This is a genomic window from Modestobacter sp. NPDC049651, assembly GCF_040659695.1.
Classification (GTDB): Bacteria; Actinomycetota; Actinomycetes; order Mycobacteriales; family Geodermatophilaceae; genus Modestobacter.
This window is the reverse complement of the sequence record NZ_JBFAOG010000006.1, coordinates 23,709-43,187: the sequence shown is the minus strand read 5'-3', so window position 1 is coordinate 43,187 and position 19,479 is coordinate 23,709. Positions and strand designations below refer to the sequence as shown.

The 19,479-nt window shown below is 75.7% G+C and carries 16 protein-coding genes; 10 read left to right on the top strand and 6 right to left on the bottom strand.

Annotated elements, in window-relative coordinates; translation table 11 throughout:
- Positions 1-51: 51 nt before the first annotated feature.
- Positions 52-1,764 carry a SpoIIE family protein phosphatase gene (locus AB0J00_RS10610; protein ID WP_357743852.1) on the top strand — a complete coding sequence of 571 codons (1,713 nt, stop codon included), beginning with the start codon at positions 52-54 and terminating at the stop codon, positions 1,762-1,764.
- A 61-nt stretch (positions 1,765-1,825) separates the two neighbouring features.
- On the opposite strand, the gene AB0J00_RS10605 is transcribed toward AB0J00_RS10610, so the two are convergent.
- Both AB0J00_RS10605 and AB0J00_RS10600 read right to left on the bottom strand, forming a co-directional pair.
- Positions 1,826-2,596, bottom strand: a complete 771-nt coding sequence (locus AB0J00_RS10605) for an SDR family oxidoreductase (RefSeq protein ID WP_357743850.1) — start codon at positions 2,594-2,596, stop codon at positions 1,826-1,828.
- A gap of 46 nt (positions 2,597-2,642) precedes the next feature.
- On the bottom strand, positions 2,643-3,308 hold the full coding sequence (locus AB0J00_RS10600) for a DsbA family protein (protein ID WP_357743848.1): 666 nt from the start codon (positions 3,306-3,308) through the stop codon (positions 2,643-2,645).
- A gap of 146 nt (positions 3,309-3,454) precedes the next feature.
- On the opposite strand from AB0J00_RS10600, the gene pepN reads away from it, so the two are divergent.
- Positions 3,455-6,007, top strand: a complete 2,553-nt coding sequence (gene pepN, locus AB0J00_RS10595; protein ID WP_357743847.1) for an aminopeptidase N — start codon at positions 3,455-3,457, stop codon at positions 6,005-6,007.
- A 55-nt stretch (positions 6,008-6,062) separates the two neighbouring features.
- Here the strand turns inward: pepN and AB0J00_RS10590 are convergent, their stop codons facing one another.
- From AB0J00_RS10590 to AB0J00_RS10580, 3 genes are read right to left on the bottom strand one after another with little or no spacing between them, the layout of a single operon-like run.
- Positions 6,063-6,524: a DUF5130 family protein gene (locus AB0J00_RS10590; RefSeq protein ID WP_357743845.1), complete on the bottom strand. Its 462-nt coding sequence runs from the start codon at positions 6,522-6,524 to the stop codon at positions 6,063-6,065.
- Between the two features lie 55 nt (positions 6,525-6,579).
- Entirely contained in the window at positions 6,580-6,930 is a 351-nt protein-coding gene (locus AB0J00_RS10585; RefSeq protein ID WP_357743843.1) for a hypothetical protein, read from the bottom strand.
- A 47-nt stretch (positions 6,931-6,977) separates the two neighbouring features.
- Positions 6,978-8,411: an amidase gene (locus tag AB0J00_RS10580; RefSeq protein ID WP_357743841.1), complete on the bottom strand. Its 1,434-nt coding sequence runs from the start codon at positions 8,409-8,411 to the stop codon at positions 6,978-6,980.
- Between the two features lie 66 nt (positions 8,412-8,477).
- Between AB0J00_RS10580 and kynU the strand changes: the two genes are divergently transcribed.
- Together kynU and AB0J00_RS10570 are read left to right on the top strand one after the other, a co-directional pair.
- Positions 8,478-9,743, top strand: coding sequence for a kynureninase (kynU, locus tag AB0J00_RS10575; protein ID WP_357743839.1), 1,266 nt, complete (start codon positions 8,478-8,480; stop codon positions 9,741-9,743).
- Between the two features lie 64 nt (positions 9,744-9,807).
- Entirely contained in the window at positions 9,808-10,452 is a 645-nt protein-coding gene (locus AB0J00_RS10570; RefSeq protein ID WP_357743837.1) for a dihydrofolate reductase family protein, read from the top strand.
- Positions 10,453-10,456: 4 nt separating this feature from the next.
- On the opposite strand, the gene AB0J00_RS10565 is transcribed toward AB0J00_RS10570, so the two are convergent.
- Positions 10,457-10,954: an HNH endonuclease gene (locus AB0J00_RS10565; protein WP_357744299.1), complete on the bottom strand. Its 498-nt coding sequence runs from the start codon at positions 10,952-10,954 to the stop codon at positions 10,457-10,459.
- A gap of 236 nt (positions 10,955-11,190) precedes the next feature.
- Here AB0J00_RS10565 and AB0J00_RS10560 point away from each other — a divergent pair, with 236 nt between their 5' ends.
- The 6 genes from AB0J00_RS10560 to AB0J00_RS10535 all read left to right on the top strand — a co-directional run bounded on the left by AB0J00_RS10560 (position 11,191) and on the right by AB0J00_RS10535 (position 19,431).
- Positions 11,191-13,266: a prolyl oligopeptidase family serine peptidase gene (locus AB0J00_RS10560; RefSeq protein WP_357743835.1), complete on the top strand. Its 2,076-nt coding sequence runs from the start codon at positions 11,191-11,193 to the stop codon at positions 13,264-13,266.
- Positions 13,267-13,369: 103 nt separating this feature from the next.
- Positions 13,370-14,377 (top strand): mechanosensitive ion channel family protein, encoded by a 1,008-nt coding sequence (locus AB0J00_RS10555; protein ID WP_357743834.1) that lies wholly within the window; start codon positions 13,370-13,372, stop codon positions 14,375-14,377.
- Positions 14,266-15,687 (top strand): MFS transporter, encoded by a 1,422-nt coding sequence (locus tag AB0J00_RS10550; protein ID WP_357743833.1) that lies wholly within the window; start codon positions 14,266-14,268, stop codon positions 15,685-15,687. Before AB0J00_RS10555 ends, AB0J00_RS10550 begins: the two co-directional genes overlap by 112 nt.
- Complete coding sequence (locus AB0J00_RS10545) at positions 15,684-16,100, top strand: globin (protein WP_357743832.1); 417 nt, start codon at positions 15,684-15,686, stop codon at positions 16,098-16,100. Before AB0J00_RS10550 ends, AB0J00_RS10545 begins: the two co-directional genes overlap by 4 nt.
- Before the next feature lie 7 nt (positions 16,101-16,107).
- On the top strand, positions 16,108-17,748 hold the full coding sequence (locus tag AB0J00_RS10540) for a glycoside hydrolase family 13 protein (RefSeq protein WP_357743831.1): 1,641 nt from the start codon (positions 16,108-16,110) through the stop codon (positions 17,746-17,748).
- A gap of 66 nt (positions 17,749-17,814) precedes the next feature.
- Positions 17,815-19,431, top strand: a complete 1,617-nt coding sequence (locus AB0J00_RS10535) for an ATP-binding cassette domain-containing protein (protein ID WP_357743829.1) — start codon at positions 17,815-17,817, stop codon at positions 19,429-19,431.
- The last annotated feature ends 48 nt before the right edge of the window (positions 19,432-19,479 follow it).

Genomic DNA, 19,479 nt, shown 5'->3' with positions numbered 1-19,479 from the left:
GTCCGGCCAGCGGCAGGCTCGCTCCCCCGCCGCCCGCCCGAGAGGACGTCCGTGCCCGACCGGGTCCGTGCCCCGCACCCGTTGGAGGACGCCCAGCGCGCCGCGCGCTGGGCGTGGTCCGCCGCCCACCCGCTCCTCTGCATGGACGACGACTTCCGGTGGGTGTACCTCAACCGGGCCGCCGAGGAGATGCTCGGCCTGCGCGGCGAGGACGTGCTCGGGCGCAGCCAGTGGGAGGTGCACCCGCTGACGCTGGGCACCGACGTGGAGCGGGCCTACCGCCACGCCCTGGCCACCGGCGAGCCCGTCGACGTCGAGCAGTACTACCCGCCGCACGACCGCTGGTACCGGATGGCCGTGCGGCGCGTGCCGGCCGGCCTGGACGTCGAGTTCCACGACATCACCGCCGAGCGGCGCGACCTGGCCCCCGACGGTTCCGACGACGCCCGGGCGCGCGAGCTGCTCGACCTGCTCACCGAGACCGCCGCCGCGCTCAGCACCACCCTCGACGTCGGGGAGGGTGTCCGCCGGCTCGCCCGGCTGATGGTCCCCCGGCTCGCCGACTGGGTGGTGGTCAGCTCCTACGAGCCCGACAGCGGCGCGCTGCAGGACCTCGCCGTGGTGCACGGCCAGCCGGCGCAGCAGGAGTCCGTGGAGCAGTACGTGCGGAACCGGGTGCCGTCGCTGCTCCCCGGCTCCCCGGCGCTGCGGGCCACCACCACCGGCCGGGTGGTCACCCTGGGCGACGGCCGGGCCGAGCACGTCGGGTCGCTGGTGGACCGGCTGGTGCGCACCCCGGACGCGCGCCGGCAGCTCGCCGCGCTGCGCCCCGGGTCGGTCGCCGCGGTGCCGCTGCTGGCCGGCGGGCGCACCGTCGGTCTGCTCAGCCTGTTCCGCGACGTCGACCGGCCGCTGTGGACCGAGCAGGAGCTGCGGGTCGCCGCCGACATCGCCGTCCGGGCGGGCAGCGCGCTGGACAACGCGCAGCTGTTCACCTCGCAGCGGCAGCTCGCCGAGGGCCTGCAGCGCAGCCTGCTCACCGACCCGCCGGAGCCGGACCACTCGGAGATCGTGGTCCGCTACCTCCCGGCGGCCCAGGCGGCCCGGGTCGGTGGCGACTGGTACGACGCGTTCATCCAGCCCGCCCGCACCACGATGGTGGTGATCGGCGACGTCGCCGGGCACGACACCGCGGCCGCTGCCGCGATGGGCCAGCTGCGCAGCCTGCTGCGCGGCATCGCCGTGTACAGCGACGCCGGGCCGGCCGAGGTGCTCGGCGGGCTGGACCGGGCGATGGACGTGCTGGCCGTCGGCACCCTCGCGACCGCGGCCGTGGCCCGCTTCGAGCAGGACGACGACGAGCGGGCCCGCGGCGTCACCCGGATGCGCTGGTCCAACGCCGGCCACCCGCCGCCGCTGGCGATCGACCCCGACGGCACCGTGCGCGCCCTGGCCGGCTGGCGCTCGGACCTGCTGCTGGGCGTCGACCCGGCCGCGCCGCGCACCGAGACGGTGACCCGGCTGGACCGCGACGCCACTGTCTTCTTCTACACCGACGGGCTCATCGAGCGCCGGGACACCGACCTGGACACCGGGCTCGCCCGGCTGGAGGGGGCGCTGCGCGAGTTCGCCTCCCTGCCGCTGGCCGAGCTGTGCGACGCCGTGGTCGAGCGGCTGGTGGACGGCCGCCCCGAGGACGACGTCGCCCTCGTCGCCGTCCGGCTCCGCGATCGGGGCCAGGTCCTCGATCCGCCCAGCACCTGACGGCGCGCTCGCAGGGGCCCGCTGCGAGCGTGCGAACAGCGGGGGGCGAGGGGGTCCTTCCTCACGTGAGCCGCGCGACCAGCGGCAGCGGGAGGACGCGCAGCAGCGCCGCGACCGGGCGCCACGGCCACTCCGGCACGTAGGCGCGCACCGGCTCCCGCTCGATGGCCGCCTCGAGCGCGGTCAGCCCGGTCGCCAGGTCGATGGTGAACGAGCCGCGGCGTCCGGTGTTGATGTCGGTCTCGATGTAACCGGGGTGGATGGTGGTCACCCGGATCCGGCGGGTGGCGCGGCTGCCCTGCAGGTCCGCGCGGATGCCCTCGGCGAGCACCGCGTCGGCGGCCTTGCTGGTCGCGTACGCCGTGCGGGTGCCGCTCATCCCGCGCACGCCGGCGACCGAGGAGAGCACGACGAGGTGCCCGTGCCCCTGGGCGCGGAACAGCTCGACGGCGGCCTCGCAGCAGGCGTGGGTGCCCAGCACGTTGGTGACCAGCACCCGGCGGTTGGGGCCGGGCCGGCCGCTGCCGACCGGGGTGCCCTTGCCGATGCCGGCGTTGGCGATGAACCGGTCGACGCCGCCCAGCTCGGCGGCCAGCCGGGGCACCGTCTCCGCGACCGCGTCCGGGTCGTCGACGTCGAGGGAGTCGACGACCACCCGGATGCCGGGGTGCGCGGTGAGCAGGTCCTCGCGCAGCTCCTCCAGCCGGTCGCGCCGGCGGGCGACGAGCGCGAGGTCGCGCCCCTGGGCGGCGAAGCGGCGGGCCAGCCCCCGACCGAGCCCGGCGCTCGCGCCGGTGATGAAGATGCGCTGCCGGTGCGGGGTCTTGGTCACCGGGACATGGTGCGGGAGGCGGGGTGGCCCCGCCTCCCGCCACGCGTCAGCGGGTGCCGCGGAGCTCCAGGGCGTCGGCGGGCACCGAGCTCATGTCCGGGCCGGCGGTGCGGGTGCGCTTGAGCTCCCAGAAGTCCGGCAGGTTGGCCAGCAGGACGGCGCCGTCGAAGGCCTTGCCGGCGTCCTCACCGGTGGGCACCTTGCTGATCACCGGGCCGAAGAAGGCCACCCCGTCGATGTGCATGACCGGCGTGCCGACGTCGTCACCGACCGGGTCCATGCCCGCGTGGTGGCTCTTCTCCAGCGCCTCGTCGTACTCGGTGGACGACGCCGCCTCGGCCAGCTCGGCGGGCAGCCCGACGCGCTCCAGCGCCGGGGCGACCAGGTCGGGCAGCTCGACGCCCTCGTGGTGCCGCAGGGTGCCCATCGCGGTGTACAGGTCGCCGAGGACGCCGTCGCCGTGCTGCTGCTGCGCGGCGATCGCCACCCGCACCGGGCCGATCGCCTGGGCCATCATCTCCCGGTACTCCTCGGGCAGGTCCCGGCCGCGGTTGAGGACCGACAGGCTCATCACGTGCCAGTGCAGGTCGATGTCGCGGACCTTGGCCGCCTCGAGCACCCACCGGCTGGTGAGCCAGGCCCACGGGCACAGCGGGTCGAACCAGAAGTCGACGCGCGCCTTCACCGGCGCGCTCTGCACTGCCTCGGTCATGCTCTTGCTGCTCCTCGTCCAGGGGGTCCGGGGTCGCACCCCGGCTTCGACGCTCCCGACAAGCCGTCGCTGCGACCAGGTGTTCCCACCGCCGGCCGGTGGCACACCACCGGAGCGCTGTCGTACCGGCGTGGGAAGCTCCTGCGGTGGCCGTTCCGAACCTGACCCGTGACGATGCCGCCGCGCGCGCGGCGCTGCTGAGCGTCTCCAGCTACGACCTGTCCCTCGACGTCACCGACGGCTCCGGCCGCGCGGGGAAGGAGACGTTCCGCTCGGTCACCACCGTGCGGTTCACCGCCGCCACCCCCGGCGCCGAGACCTCCATCGACCTGGTCGCCGAGCAGGTGCGGTCCGCGACGCTCAACGGCACCGAGCTCGACGTCTCCGGGTACACGGAGGAGGGCGGCCTGCGGCTGCCCGACCTGGCCGCCGAGAACGAGCTCGTCGTCGACGCCGACTGCCGCTACTCCCGCACCGGCGAGGGCCTGCACTGGTTCCAGGACCCGGAGGACGAGCAGGTCTACCTGTACTCGCACTTCGAGCCGGCCGAGGCCAAGCGGATGTTCGCCTGCTTCGACCAGCCCGACCTGAAGGCCGCGTTCACGCTGCACGTCACCGCGCCGTTCGACTGGCAGGTCATCAGCAACAGCGGCGAGCGCACCCTGGAGGCGGGCGAGAGCGGCTCGCAGCTGGTGCACTTCGCCCCGACCAAGCGGATCTCCACCTACCTGGTGGCGCTGGTCGCCGGCCCCTACGCCCGGGTCACCGACCTGCACGACGGCATCCCGCTGGGGATCTTCTGCCGGGCGTCGCTGGCGCAGCACCTCGACCCCGACGAGATCTTCGGCGTCACCAAGGCCGGCTTCGACTTCTACCACCGGGTGTTCGACTACCCGTACCCGTTCGACAAGTACGACCAGCTGTTCGTGCCGGAGTTCAACGCCGGCGCCATGGAGAACGCCGGCGCGGTCACCATCCTGGAGGACTACGTCTTCCGGTCCAAGACCAGCCGGGCCCGGTACGAGCGCCGCGCGGAGACGATCCTCCACGAGCTGGCGCACATGTGGTTCGGCGACCTGGTGACCATGCGCTGGTGGGACGACCTGTGGCTCAACGAGTCCTTCGCCACCTACATCTCCACCCTGTGCCAGGCCGAGGCGACGCAGTACACGACCGCCTGGACGACGTTCGCGAACACCGAGAAGGCGTGGGCGTACGCGCAGGACCAGCTGCCCTCGACCCACCCGATCGCCGCGGACATGGTCGACGTGGCCGCCGTCGAGGTGAACTTCGACGGGATCACCTACGCCAAGGGCGCCTCGGTGCTCAAGCAGCTGGTGGCCTACGTCGGCCGCGACGAGTTCCTCGCCGGGATCCGCCGCTACTTCCGCAAGCACGAGTACGGCAACACCACGCTGGCCGACCTGCTCGGCCCGCTGTCGGAGTCGACCGGCCGCGACCTGTCGGCCTGGGCCGAGCAGTGGCTGCAGACCAGCCAGGTGAACACCCTGCGCCCGGTCTACGAGCTCGACGCCGAGGGCCGGTACGCGACCTTCGCCATCGAGCAGACCGCGGTGGCCGAGCACCCGGTGCTGCGCCGGCACCGGCTGGCCGTCGGCCTCTACACCGCCGGGCCCGACGGGCTCACCCGCACCCACCGGGTCGAGCTGGACGTCGACGGCGCCCGCACCGAGGTCGCCGAGCTGGTCGGCCACCCGGCCGCGGACCTCGTGCTGGTCAACGACGACGACCTCACGTACGCCAAGCTGCGGCTGGACGAGCGGTCGCTGGCCACCCTGCGGGAGCGGATCGGCGAGCTGCCCGACTCGCTCCCCCGGGCGCTGTGCTGGTCGGCGGCCTGGGACATGACCCGCGACGGTGAGCTGGCGGCCCGCGAGTGGGTGCAGCTGGTGCTGGCCGGCATCGACGCGGAGACCGAGATCAGCGTCGTGCAGTCGCTGCTGCTGCGGGTGCAGACCGCGCTGGCGTCCTTCGCCGACCCGGCGTGGGCGCCCACCGGCTGGGCGCTGCTGGCCGACAAGGCGCTCGCGGCGCTGCAGACCGCCGAGCCCGGCAGCGATGCGCAGCTGCAGTGGTCCCGCACGCTGGCCGCGGCCGCCCGCAGCGACGAGCACGTCGCGGCGCTGCGCGGGCTGCTCGACGGCTCGCTGCAGGTCGAGGGGCTCGCCGTGGACGCCGACGCCCGCTGGGCGTTCCTGCACGGGCTGGTCGCCGTCGGAGCGGCCGGCGACGCGGAGATCGACGCGGAGGCCGAGCGCGACGCCACCGCCACCGGCGAGCGCCGGGCGGCCACCGCCCGGGCGCTGCGGCCGACCGCTGCGTCCAAGGCGGAGACCTGGGAGCGGGCGTTCACCGACGAGTCGATCCCGAACGCCGTGCACGAGGCGATGGTGGCCGGGTTCTGGCACCCGGCCCAGGCCGAGCTGACCGCCCCCTACGTCGAGCGGTACTTCGCCGACATCGACGCGATCTGGGAGCGGCGGCCCGGCGAGATCGCGAAGAACGCCGTCGAGTACCTGTTCCCGAAGGCCATCGGCACCGGCACGGTCGAGGCCGCAGACGCGTGGCTGGCCCGGGGCGACCAGCCGGCGCCGCTGCGGCGGCTGGTGAGCGAGGGCCGCGACGGGGTGGCCCGGGCGCTGCGCGCCCGCGAGCGGGACGCCGCGGCCGGCGCCTGATGCCGTGAACGCCAGCGGCCCAGGACCCGACGGGTCCTGGGCCGCTGGCCCTTCGTCAGTGGCGGGCGGGGTGGCCGGCGCTGTCGGACAGCTGGCGCAGCCCGTGCACGATCGCGCCGGCGAGGTCGCCGTGGGCGAGCCGGGTGGTCATCGACAGGACCGCCAGCGCGCAGGCCCGGTCGGGCAGCCGGCGGGCGGCGGCGGAGCCGGTGACGATCTCCAGCACCCGCTGCCCGGGCGAGAGCGCCACCAGGACGGCGTGGGTGGTGTCGGCACCGGAGCGGGCGTGCAGGCCCTCCGCGGTGGCGCGGGTGTCGCTGCCCAGGTCGCCGAGGTAGAGGGTGAACCACAGCCCCGTCTCCTTGGACGACATGGTCAGCGCCTCGTCCAGCCGGGCGAGGTCCGCGTAGCTGAACGGGCCGGGGTTCTGCTCGTCGACGACGCTGCCCGCGGTGTCCTGGGTGGCGCTGGGCTCGTCGTGCGCCCGGGTCTGCTCCTGGCTGTACGCGGTGCTCATGCTCGGGGTCCTCCGGTCGTGGGTCGGCGGTCGCGCGTCGTCACCAGCGACGTCGTCACCAGGTGCCCCGCGCCCCGCCCGCGGCGGTGCGGCGCGGGCCGGCGGGCTCGGCCTCGTGCGGCCGCTCCCCCAGGGCCAGCGCTGCCGCGACGGCGCCCGGGTGCTCCTCGAGCTCACCGTGGCCGCCGGCGACGGCCGGGGAGCCGGCACCGTGCACGCCGGCGGCGTCGGGGTGCGGCTCGTACCAGATCGCCTCGTGCTGCCACGGCTGGCCGGGCCGGTACACCGTCTTGTCACGGTTGCGGTGCGGCAGCAGCGTCCAGGCGGCCAGCAGCAGGAACAGCAGCAGCGGGATCCCGGCGTAGATCAGCACGGTCTCGTACCACGGGAGGGCCTCGGTCGGCATGGCCGCAATCTACCGGGGCGGACGATCACCGGCCCGACGAGCCGGGGTCACCAGACGGGCGGACGCCGGTGCGCCCAGGGTCGCGCGTCCTCCAGCTGCGCGGCGAGCGCGACGAGGGTGACCTCGTCGGCCGGGCGGCCCACCAGCATCGTGCCGATCGGCAGCCCGTCGGCGGTCCACCACAGCGGCACGCTCACGGCCGGCTGCCCGGTGACGTTGTAGACGGCGGGGAACGCGGCGTAGCGCTTCTGCCGCTCGAAGTCCGTGGCGCCGTCGCCGTCCGGGCCCTCGCCGAACCAGCCCACCGGCCGCGGGGGGAGGGTGCAGATCGGGGCGAGCAGCACGTCGTATCCGCTGGTGGCCGCGAGGAAGCGGCGGGCGAACAGCCGCAGCGTGAACATCGCCTGCATCGCGTCGCGGGCCGACAGCGCCAGGCCCCGCTCACGGAGGAACCGGGTGAGCGGCCGCAGCCGGGGCACGGCCGCCTCGGGGACCGGCAGCGTGGTCGCCGACAGCGCCCACACCACCTCGAACGCCTCGAAGACGCCCTCGGTGAGGGGCGGGGTGGGCAGGTCCTCGATCTCGTGCCCGAGCCCGGCGAGCAGGTCGGTGGCGTCGGCGAACGCGGCGCGCACCTCCGGGTCGACGTCCGCGCCGGGCATGCCGGAGTCCAGGTAGCGGCCGATCCGCAGCCGGCCGACCGGGCGGTCGGCGGCGGCCAGGAAGGTCTCGCCGGCCGGCAGCGGCGGCGCCCAGAACGGGTCGCCGACCACCGGGCCGGCCATCGCGTCGAGCATCGCGGCGGCGTCGCGCACCGTGCGCGCCAGCGGCCCCTGCACGCCCAGCGCGGTGACCTCGGAGGCGTAGGGACCGTTGCTCACCCGGCCGCGGCTGGGCTTGATGCCGAACAGCCCGTTGATGCCGGCGGGGATGCGGATCGAGCCGCCGCCGTCCGAGCCCTGCGCGAACGGCACCATCCCGGCGGCGACGGCGACCGCCGCTCCCCCGCTGGAGCCCCCGGCCAGCCGGCTCGGGTCCCAGGGGCAGCGGGCGGGGCCGACCAGGTCGTTGTCGGTGTAGCAGGGGAAGCCGAACTCCGGGGTGTTCGTCTTGCCGATGCTGATCGTGCCGGCCGCAGCCAGCTTGGCGACCACCGCGTCGTCGACGTCGGGCACCAGGTCGGTGAGCACCGCCGAGCCGAACGTCGTCCGCACCCCGGCGGTGTTGTTGAGGTCCTTGACCGCGGTCGGCACGCCGTGCAGCGGCGGCAGGTCGGTCCCCTCGGCGACCGCCCGGTCCGCCCGCGCGGCCGCGGCCAGCGCCGGCTCGGGTGTCACGGTCAGGAAGGCGCCGAGGCCGGCGTCGAGCGCCGCGACGCGGGCCAGCGCGTGCTCGACGAGCTCGGTGGCGCTGACCTCGCCCGCGCGGACGGCGGCCGCCTGCTCGAGCGCGGTCAGTTCGTGCAGCTGGGTGCCGGTCACGACGCCGGACGCTAGCGGTGGACCCGCCGCCCCGGAAGCGTCCGGACCACCAGGCAGGATGCCTGCGTGGACACCTCCCGCGCCGCTGCCGTCGCCGCCGACGACGCCGACCCGCTCGCCGGGTTCCGGGCCCGCTTCACCGGCACCGCCGACGACGGCCCCGACCGGTTGCTGTACCTCGACGGCAACTCGCTGGGCCGGCTGCCGGTCGAGACCCCGGCCGCGGTGGCCCGGGTGGTCGAGCAGGAGTGGGGGCGCGGGCTGGTGGGCTCGTGGAGCTCGTGGATCGAGCAGTCCCGGCGGATCGGCGACGTGCTCGCGGCGGGTGCCCTCGGTGCGCGGCCGGGCGAGGTGCTGGTGGCCGACTCCACCAGCGTCGACCTGTACAAGCTGGTGGTCGCCGCCGCGGACGCCCGGCCCGGCCGCGACGTGCTGGTCTGCTGCGCCGACGACTTCCCCACCGACCGCTTCGTCGTCGCCGGGGTCGCGCAGGCGCGCGGCATGACGGTGCGCGAGGTGGAGGCGCACGTCGACGAGGGGCTCGACCTCGACGTGCTCGCCGCGGCGCTCGACGAGCGGGTGGCGGCCGTCGTCCTGTCGCAGGTCGCCTACCGGTCCGGCGCGCTGGTCGACGTCGCGGCGGTGACCCGGCTGGCCCGCGAGGCCGGCGCGCTCGTGGTCTGGGACCTCAGCCACGGCGCCGGCGCGGTGCCCGCCGACCTCACCGCGACCGGCGCCGACCTCGCCGTCGGCTGCACGTACAAGTACCTCAACGGCGGCCCCGGGGCGCCGGCGTTCCTCTACGTCCGGCAGGAGCTGCAGGAGCAGCTGCGCCAGCCGATCTGGGGCTGGTTCGGCCAGCGCGACCAGTTCGCGATGGGCCCGGCGTACGACCCGGCGGACGGCGTCGACCGGTTCGCCGTGGGCACCCCGCCGGTGCTCGCGATGGCGGCGGTCGAGGTCGGCGCGCGGCTGACCGCGGAGGCGGGCATCGAGCGGCTGGCCACCAAGGGCCGGGCGCTGACCGAGCTGGTCGTGGCCCTGGCCGACGAGTGGCTCGCCGCGCACGGCGTCACGGTCGCCTCGCCGCGGGACCCTGCCCGGCGCGGCTCGCACGTCAGCCTGGCGCACCCGGCCGCCTGGCAGCTGACCCAGGCGCTCATCGACCGCGGCGTCGTCCCCGACTACCGGACGCCGGACCGGCTGCGGCTGGGGCCCGCGCCGCTGTACACCCGGTTCGTCGACGTCTGGGACGCGATGGACCGGCTGCGCACCGTGCTCACCGAGCGGTCGCACGAGGCCTACCCGACCGAGCGCAGCCGGGTGACCTGAACGGCGATGAGTTCCGCGGCCCCGGGCGGTCTGACCCGGTGACCGACCGACCAGGAGGAACCGCGTGACCCAGCTGCTGCGAGTCCAGAACTTCACCGTCTCGAGCGACGGCTTCGGCGCCGGGGAGGGCCAGAGCCTGGAGCGCCCGTTCGGGCACGCCGACCCCCGTGAGCTGATGGCCTGGGCGCTCGCGACGGCGAGCTTCCCGAACCGCTCGGGCGGGGGTGGCAGCCGCGGCCTCGACGACTACCTCACCCGCGACTTCGCCCACGGCATCGGCGCGGAGATCATGGGCCGCAACAAGTTCGGCCCGCAGCGGGGTCCGTGGACCGACACCGACTGGCAGGGCTGGTGGGGGAACGAGCCGCCGTTCCACACCCCGGTGTTCGTGCTGACCCACCACCCGCGGCCGTCGTTCACGCTGTCGGACACCACGTTCCACTTCGTCGGCGGCCAGCCCGCGGACGTGCTGGCGCAGGCGCGGGCAGCCGCGCAGGGCCGCGACGTCCGGCTCGGCGGCGGGGCCACCGTCGTCCGGGAGTTCCTCGACGCCGACCTGGTCGACACGCTGCACGTGGCGGTCGCTCCGGTGCAGCTGGGCGCCGGCACCCGGCTGTGGCAGTCGCCGGACGAGCTGGACGACCGGTTCCACCACGACGTCGTCCCCAGCCCCAGCGCGGTGGTGCACCACCTGTTCTGGCGCCGCTGAGGGCTCAGGCCGTCAGCGCGTCGGGCATCCCCAGCCAGCTGCGCCAGCGCGGGTCGACGGTCCGGTGCCCGAGCAGCCGCCAGGCGGCGCCGCTGGGGGCGCGCGGCGGGTGCGGGAGCGTCCAGCCCATCTCGGCCAGCGAGCGGTCCGCCTTGGTGTGGTTGCACCGCCGGCAGGCCGCCACCACGTTGTCCCAGGTGTGGGTGCCGCCGCGGCTGCGCGGCACCACGTGGTCGATGCTGGTCGCCGACGCCCCGCAGTACACGCAGGTCTGCGCGTCGCGGGTGAACACCGCCCGGCGCGACAGCGGCACCGACACCGGGTACGGCACCCGCACGTAGCGGGTCAGGCGCACCACGATCGGGACGGCGAGGCTGAGCCGCTCGGCGTGCACGAGCGCGTCGGTGACGTCGACCAGCTCGGCCTTGTCGGCCAGCACGAGCACGATCGCGCGACGGCTGGAGACCACGCACAAGGGCTCGTAGGTGGCGTTGAGCAGCAGGGTGGCGGCGGTCGTGACGGACGCCGGGACGGGCGCGCGCGGACCGGCGGACGGGTCGGTGCGCGGGCCCGGCTGGCCCGGCGCGGTCGACCCCGGAGCGGTGAGCTGCACGGGACACCTCCGTGTCCCCCGGGCGCTCCCGACGGCTTCGGGAGACCGAGGACGGGTCCATCCTGCCCACATCCACCCCGACCTCGGCAACCAGGAACGTCGGCGGCCCCCGCTACCGTCGCCGGGTGCGCTACCCCGACGCCCCCCGTCTGGACCTGGTGGAGGACCTGCACGGTTCCCCGGTCGCCGATCCCTACCGCTGGCTCGAGGACGCCGACGACCCCCGCACCGTGGCATGGGCGCAGGCCCAGGACGCGCTGGCCGCCGACCTGCTGGCCGGGCTGCCGGAGCGCGCGGCGTTCGCCGCCCGGATGGAGCAGCTGGTGCACGCCGGCGCCGTCGGCATCCCGGTGTGGCGGGCCGGCCGGGCGTTCTCCACCCGCCGCGACCCGGGGCAGGAGCACGCGGTCCTGCGCGTCACCGAGCCCGACGGCACCGTGCGGGTGCTCGTCGACCCGACGGCGCTCGACCCCGCGGGCACCACCACGCTCGACGCCTGGTCACCGTCCTGGGAGGGCGACCGGCTGGCCTACCAGCTGTCCACCGGGGGCGACGAGGAGTCGCGGCTGTACGTGCTGGACGTCGCCACCGGCGAGGTGCTGGACGGGCCGGTCGACCGCTGCCGCTACTCCCCCGTCGCCTGGCTGCCCGGCGGTGAGGAGCTGTTCTACGTGCGCCGGCTCGCGCCGGACCTGGTGCCGGCCGGCGAGGAGCAGTTCCACCGCCGGGTGTGGCGCCATCGGGTCGGCGCGGACCCGGCCACCGACGTGCTGGTGCACGGCGAGGGCAGCGACCCGGCCACCTACTTCGGTGCCCGCACCAGCGCCGACGGCCGCTGGCTGGTCGTCTCCGCCGCCGTGGGCACCGCGCCGCGCGACGACGTGTGGCTGGCCGACCTGGCCGGGGACGGCGAGCTGCGGCCGCTGCAGGTGGGCGTCGACGCCCAGCTGACCGCTTGGGTGGCCCGGGACGGCCGGCTGTGGCTGCACACCGACCGCGACGCGCCGCGCAGCCGGCTGGCCGTCGCCGACCCCGCCGACCCGGCCACCTGGGCGCCGGCGGCGTGGCGGGGGGTGATCGCCGAGTCCCCCGACGGCGTGCTGTCCGACGTGGCGCTCGTCGACGGTCCCGAGGGCGACCTGCGGGTGCTGGCCGTGCACGCCGTCGACGCCACCGACCGGTTGTCGGTCTGGGCCGCGGACGGCTCCGGGCGGCTCGCCGACGTGACCGCGCTGCGGCCCGGGTCGGTCTCGGGCGTGAGCGCCCCGCCCGAGGGCGGAACCACCGCGTGGGTCGGGTACACCGACTACGCCACGCCGCCCTCGGTGCTGCGCTGGGACGCCGCCGACCCGGCCGGCCTGGAGTCCTACGAGCAGGCCCCGGTCGCCGGGGAGGTGCCCGACGTGCGGGTGGTCGAGACGCACGCGACCTCCGCCGACGGCACCCCGGTGCACCTGTTCGTCCTGTCCGCCGGCGGCACCCCCGGCACCCCGCGCCCGACCGTGCTCTACGGCTACGGCGGCTTCAACGTCTCCCTCACCCCGGCCTACTCGGCGCAGGCGCTGGCCTGGGTCGCCGCCGGCGGGGTGTGGGTGGTGGCCAACCTGCGCGGCGGGTCGGAGCACGGCGAGGAGTGGCACCGGGCCGGCATGCGCGAGCGCAAGCAGAACGTGTTCGACGACTTCGCCGCCGCGGCCGGGCACCTGGTCGCCGAGGGCTGGACGACGCCCGCGCAGCTGGCGGTGATGGGCGGCTCCAACGGCGGGCTGCTGGTCGGTGCGATGACCACCCAGCACCCCGACCTGGTGGCCGCGGTCGTGTGCAGCGCGCCGCTGCTGGACATGGTCCGCTACGAGCTGTTCGGGCTGGGCCGGACCTGGAACGACGAGTACGGCACCGCCGCCGACCCGGTCGAGCTGGGCTGGCTGCTGGGCTACTCGCCCTACCACCGGGTGGTCGAGGGCACCGCGTACCCCGCGGTGCTGTTCACGACCTTCGAGTCCGACACCCGGGTCGACCCGCTGCACGCCCGCAAGCTCGCCGCCGCGCTGCAGCACGCCACCAGCGCCGAGGCGCCGGTCGTGCTGCGCCGGGAGCTGTCGGTCGGCCACGGCGCCCGGGCGGTCAGCCGGACCGTGGGGCTCGCCGCGGACCAGCTGGCCTTCCTGGCCCGGTACACAGGGCTACAGTCCAAGCACTGAGAGCCACGTCACTGCCCCGAAACCGACACGAACCGGAACGGCTGCGGCACGCTCCACTGACGCTGCCGGCGACCGCCGGGCCGACGACAGGAGGCGCCACCCGATGAGCGGGGCCCTGACGCAGCTGGCCGCGTCGTCCACCGAGCCGAGCTGCGTCCAGCAGGACGCCGGGTCGCTGTGCGCCCGGGTGTGGGACGTCACCGGCGTCGAGTGGCTGTCGACGAACGCCGACGCGCTCATCCGCACCCCGGCGCGGGTGCTGCTGATCGTGGCGCTGGCGGTCACCGTCCGGCTGCTGCTGCACCGGGGAATCCGCAAGCTCACCGACCGCACCGCCACCGGCGCCGTCCCGACGGTGCTGCGCCCCTGGCGCCGGCGGCAGCGGCGCGCGGACCCGGTGGCCGCCGAGCAGATCACCGCCCGGCGCACCCAGCGGGCCGAGGCGATCGGGTCGGTGCTGCGCAGCATCGCGTCGTTCGCCGTGACCGGGATCGCCGTGGTCCTGGTCCTCGGGGAGCTGGGCATCAACCTGGCGCCGATCCTCGCCAGCGCCGGGGTGATCGGCGTGGCCCTCGGCTTCGGCGCGCAGAACCTGGTCAAGGACTTCATCGCCGGGATCGGGATCATCCTCGAGGACCAGTACGGCGTCGGGGACGTCGTCGACCTCGGGCCGGCCAGCGGGACGGTCGAGGCCGTGGGGCTGCGCATCACCCGGCTGCGGGACGCGCACGGCGTCGTCTGGTACGTCCGCAACGGCGAGGTGCTGCGGGTCGGCAACAAGAGCCAGGGCTTCGCCCAGGTGGTCGTCGACCTGCCGGTCGCCTCCGACACCGACCTCGAGCGGGCCCGCACCGTGCTGCAGGAGACCGCCGACGCGATGGCCGCCGACCCCGCGTGGGCGCCCACGCTGCTCGGTGAGCCGGAGTCGCTGGGCGTCGAGCAGATCACCGCGGCCGGGGTGGTGCTGCGCGTGCAGGTGCGCGCCACCAACGCCGACCAGTGGCGGGTGGCCCGCGAGCTGCGGCAGCGGCTGCAGGAGCGGCTGGTCGCCGAGGACATCCGCACGCCCCAGCCGCTGCTGGGCGCCGACCTCGGCGCAGGTGCCCGCTGAGCCGCCCCGCCGCGCAGCGACCCGCGACCTTCGGCCAGGTCTTCGCCGTCCGCGAGTTCCGGCCGCTGTTCGGGTCGTACCTGCTGTCCACCGTCGGCGACGAGCTCGCCCGCGTCGCGCTGACCGTCTCGGTCTACCAGCGCACCGACTCGGCGCTGCTGTCGGCGATCACGTTCACGATCAGCTACCTGCCCTGGCTGGTCGGCGGGCCGGTGCTCTCCGCGCTGGCCGACCGGCTGCCCCGGCACCGGGTGCTCATCGGCAGCGACCTCGTCCGGGCCGTGCTGGTCGCCCTCATGGCCGTGCCCGGGCTGCCGCTGTGGGTGCTGCTGGCGCTGCTGCTGCTGGTGTCGGTGGCCGCACCACCGTTCGAGTCGGCCCGCTCGGCGCTGATGGCCGACGTGCTCGACGGCGAGCGCTACGCGGTGGCCACCTCGCTCACCGGCATCACCCAGCAGCTCTCCCAGCTGGTCGGGTTCCTGCTCGGCGGGGCGCTGCTGGTGTGGCTGTCGCCGTCCGGCGCGCTGCTGCTGGACGCCGCCACCTTCGTGGTCTCCGCGCTCTGGCTGGCCCGCGGCCTGCGCCGGCGCCCCGCGCCGGCCGTGCGCGAGGTGCGTCCCTCGCTGTGGCAGGACACCGTCAGCGGGCTGCGGTTCGTCGCCGGCTCGTCCCGGCTGCTGGCGATCACCGGCCTGGTGTGGACGGCGGCGATGTTCAGCACCGCTCCCGAGGGCATCTCCGCGGCCTGGGTCGACGAGCTCGGCGGCGGGCCGACCGGCACCGGTGTGCTGCTGGCCGCCTACCCCGCCGGGACGACGCTCGGCGGGCTGGTGCTCGCCCGGTTCGTCCCCCCGCGGCTGCGCGACCGGCTGGTCACGCCGCTGGTGCTGCTGTCGCTGGGCGGGGTGCTGGCCGCGGGCGTCGTCGCGCGGCTGCTCGGCGACGGCGCCGCGGGCCTGCCGCTGACCGTGGCGGTGCTGTTCGCCGGTGGGCTGGGTGCGGCGTGCACGATCCCGCTCAACGTGGCCTACGTGCAGTCGGTGCCGGCGGAGCTGCGCGGCCGGGCGATCGGCGTGGCGATCGCCGGCCTGTGGGGCGTGCAGGGCCTGGGCGCGCTGCTCGCCGGGGTCGCCGCGCAGGTCTGGTCGCCCAGCACGGTGGTGGCCGGCGCCGGCGCGCTGGGCCTGCTGGTCGCCGCCCGGCCGCTGGTGGTGCTGGCCCGCAGCGGCCTGACGCCGGCCGGCCGTGACGCAGCCGACCCCGGGCCCGTGCCCGCACCGGCCGAGGCTGAGGGACGATCAGGGGCATGAGCGAGACGGCGGCGGACACCTTCTACGCCGAGGTGGGTGGCGAGGCCACCTTCCGGACCCTCGTCGCGCGGTTCTACGCCGGCGTGCGCGAGGACCCGGTGCTGCGGCCGATGTACCCCGCCGACGACTGGGAGGGGGCGGAGACCCGGCTGCGGATGTTCCTCGAGCAGTACTGGGGCGGCCCGCGCACCTACTCGGAGAACCGCGGTCACCCGCGGCTGCGGATGCGGCACGCCCCGTTCGCCATCGACGAGGCGGCCCGCGACGCGTGGCTGCGGCACATGCGCGAGGCCGTCGACTCCCTCGAGCTGACCCCTGAGCAGGACGCCACGCTGTGGGGGTACCTGGAGATGGCCGCCCGCAGCATGCAGAACCGGTGGCCGGCCGACTCCGGCGGCATGCTCGCCCCCTGAGTCCTGCATGAGCCGGGCCGGTCCGGGGCAGTCATGGAGTTCTCCGGTTCCACCGCCCGAGGAGCACCCGCTGAGCGAGAACCTGCCCGTCCCCGCGCCCGACTGGTGGCGCGACGCCGTCTTCTACCAGGTCTACATCCGCAGCTTCGCCGACGGCAGCGGCGACGGTGTCGGCGATCTCGCCGGCATCCGCGACCGGCTGCCGTACCTGCGGGCGCTGGGGATCGACGCGCTGTGGATCACGCCGTTCTACCCGTCGCCGATGGCCGACCACGGCTACGACGTCGCCGACCCCCGGGACGTCGAGCCGGCGTTCGGCGACCTGGCCGGCTTCGACGCGCTGCTCGCCGACGCGCACGAGCTGGGCATCCGGGTGACCGTCGACCTGGTGCCCAACCACAGCTCGCACGAGCACGAGTGGTTCCAGGAGGCGCTGGCCGCCCCGCCCGGTTCGCCGGCCCGCGCCCGGTACTTCTTCCGCGACGGGCTGGGCCCGCACGGCGACGAGCCGCCGAACAACTGGCCCTCGGTGTTCGGCGGCCCGGCCTGGAGCCGGGTGCCCGACGGCCAGTGGTACCTGCACCTGTTCGCCCCCGAGCAGCCCGACCTCGACTACACCCACCCCGAGGTGGTCGCCGACCTCGAGGAGACGTTGCGCTTCTGGCTGGACCGGGGCGTCGACGGCTTCCGCATCGACGTCGCCCACGGGATGGCCAAGCCGCCGGGCCTGCCGGACATGGTCCCCGCGGAGGACACCGGCCTGTTCGCCGACGACGGCCCCGGTGACCTGCGCTTCGACCAGGACCACGTGCACGCGCTGCACCGCCGGGTGCGCGCGGTGCTGGACGAGTACCCCGACCGGATGGCGGTCGGCGAGGTGTGGGTGTTCGACGACGAGCGGCTGGCCTCCTACATCCGCCCCGACGAGCTGCACCTGGCCTTCAACTTCAAGCTGCTGACGGCCGACTGGGACGCCGCGGAGCTGCGCTCGGCGGTCGAGCACTCGCTGGCCACCGTGGCCCCCACCCCGGCGCCTGCCTGCTGGGTGCTGTCCAACCACGACCGGCCGCGGCACGTCACCCGCTACGGCGGCGGCGAGCAGGGCACCCGCCGCGCGCGGGCCGCCGCGCTGCTGCAGCTGGCGCTCCCCGGCGTCGCCTACGTCTACAACGGCGACGAGCTCGGCATGCCCGACGTCGACCTGCCCGACGAGGCGCTGCAGGACCCGATCTGGGAGCGGTCCGGGCACACCGAGCGCGGCCGCGACGGGTGCCGGGTGCCGCTGCCCTGGTCCGGTGACGAGCCTCCGTACGGCTTCTCCACGGCAGCGCACACCTGGTTGCCGATGCCGGCCGGCTGGGGTCCGCTCACCGCGGCCGCCCAGGACGCCGACCCCGGCTCGATGCTGTCGCTGTACCGGGCCGCGCTGGGCCTGCGCTCGTCCTCCCCCGCGTTCCGGGGCGAGGAGCTGGAGTGGGTCCCGGCGCCGGAGGGCTGCCTGGCGTTCCGCCGGCCCGGCGGGCTGGTCTGCCTGGTCAACCTGTCCGCGGAGCCGGTCCCGGTGCCCGAGGGCCAGGTGCTGCTGGCCAGCAGCCCGGTGGACGGCGGCACGCTGCCCGTCGACGCCGCGGTGTGGCTGGTCCCGTGAGCGGCACGCCCGGCCGGGGGGTGACCATGCCGACCGCGGGTAGCATCCGACCGGTGACCCAGCGTCGTGTCCAGCGCTGAGGTGCTCGTCCGCCGACCCGGGTCGGAGCACTTCTCCGAGGAGGTCAACCGCGCCATGACGGTGCTGCAGGTCGACGGCCTGACGAAGTCGTTCGGCGCCCGTCGCGTCCTCCGGGGCGTGACCTTCACCGTCGGGGCCGGCGAGATCGTCGGGCTCGCCGGCACCAACGGCGCGGGGAAGTCGACGCTCGGGGACGTCCTCGCCGGCATCACCGCGGCGGACGGCGGCACGATGACGCTCAAGGGCCACCCGTACGCGCCGCTGTCGGCCGCGGACGCCCGCCACCTCGGGGTCGGCGTGGTCGAGCAGCTGGTCCGCATCTCCCCCGAGCTGACCGTCGCGCAGGCGGTGTTCCGCGGCACGCCGCAGGCCGGCGCCCCGCACGCGGAGCTGCGCGACCCGGCCCGCGCCCTGCTGGCGGAGATCGCCCCCGACGTCGACCCGGACACCCGGGTGGGCGAGCTGCCGCACTTCGTGCACGGGCTGGTCGAGATCGCCCGGGTGCTGGCCGAGGACACCGACCTGGTGGTGCTCGACGAGGTCTCCGCGGCGCTGCTGCCCGGGGAGGTCGCCGGGCTGCACTCGGTGGCCGGCCGGCTCAGCCGCGAGGGGCGCGGCCTGCTCTACATCAGCCACCGGCTGCCCGAGATGCTCGAGGTCGTGGACCGGGTGCTGGTGCTGCGCGACGGCCGGATCGCCCTGGACCGCCCTGCGGCCGCGCTCGACCCGGTCCGGCTGGCGGTCGAGACCGTCGGCGAGCCGGTGCCCGCGCCCGCGCCCCGCGCGGCCCCGCGCCCGGCGGCCCCCGAGGGCGACACGGTCGCCGCGGACGCCGACGCCGTCGTCCCCGCCCCGCGGCCCGCGCCGGCCGAGGAGGTCGCGCTGCAGGTGAGCAACCTGCGGGTGCCCGGCTCCGTCGCGGGCGTCGACCTGCTGGTGCACCGCGGCGAGGTGGTCGGGCTGACCGGGCACCGCTCGTCCGGCGTCCAGGAGATCGCCGCCGCGCTGGCGGGCGACCTGCCGGCGGTCAGCGACGAGCTGCTGCTGCACGGCGAGCCCCGGCTGCTGGCCGGCGACACCGACGACGGTCTGCGGCTGCCGGCGTACCGCCCGGACGAGGACGCCTACGGCGTGGACCCCGGGGAGACGATCGTCCGGACGCTCAGCCAGGAGCGGTGGGGCGCGCTGACCGACCTGCGCAAGGAGATCGCCACGCTGCGCGGGGTGATCCGCACGGTGCACCAGATGGACGTCAAGACGCTGAGCATCCGCACCGCGGTCGGCGCGCTGTCCGGGGGCGACCAGCACAAGCTGGCGCTGGCCCGCTGGTTGGAGTCCTCGGCGCGCGACGTCGTCGTCCTGCACGAGCCCACCCGGGGCCTCGACGTCCGCGCCCGGCAGCAGGTGCGCCGGATGCTGGACGACGCGACCGCGCGGGGCACGTCGGTGGTCGTCGTGTCGGTCGACCCCGACGAGCTCGCCGAGTGCTGCGACCGGGTGGGCGTGGTGGCCGGCGGCCGGGTCACCGACTGGATCGACACCGGCACGCTGGACGCCGGCGGCGTCCGGGAACGGATCCTCGAGGCGGCGAACGCCGCCTGAGGCGGTGCCCGCGCCGGACGTCGTCCGGTGCGGGCACCGCCGCGGGGT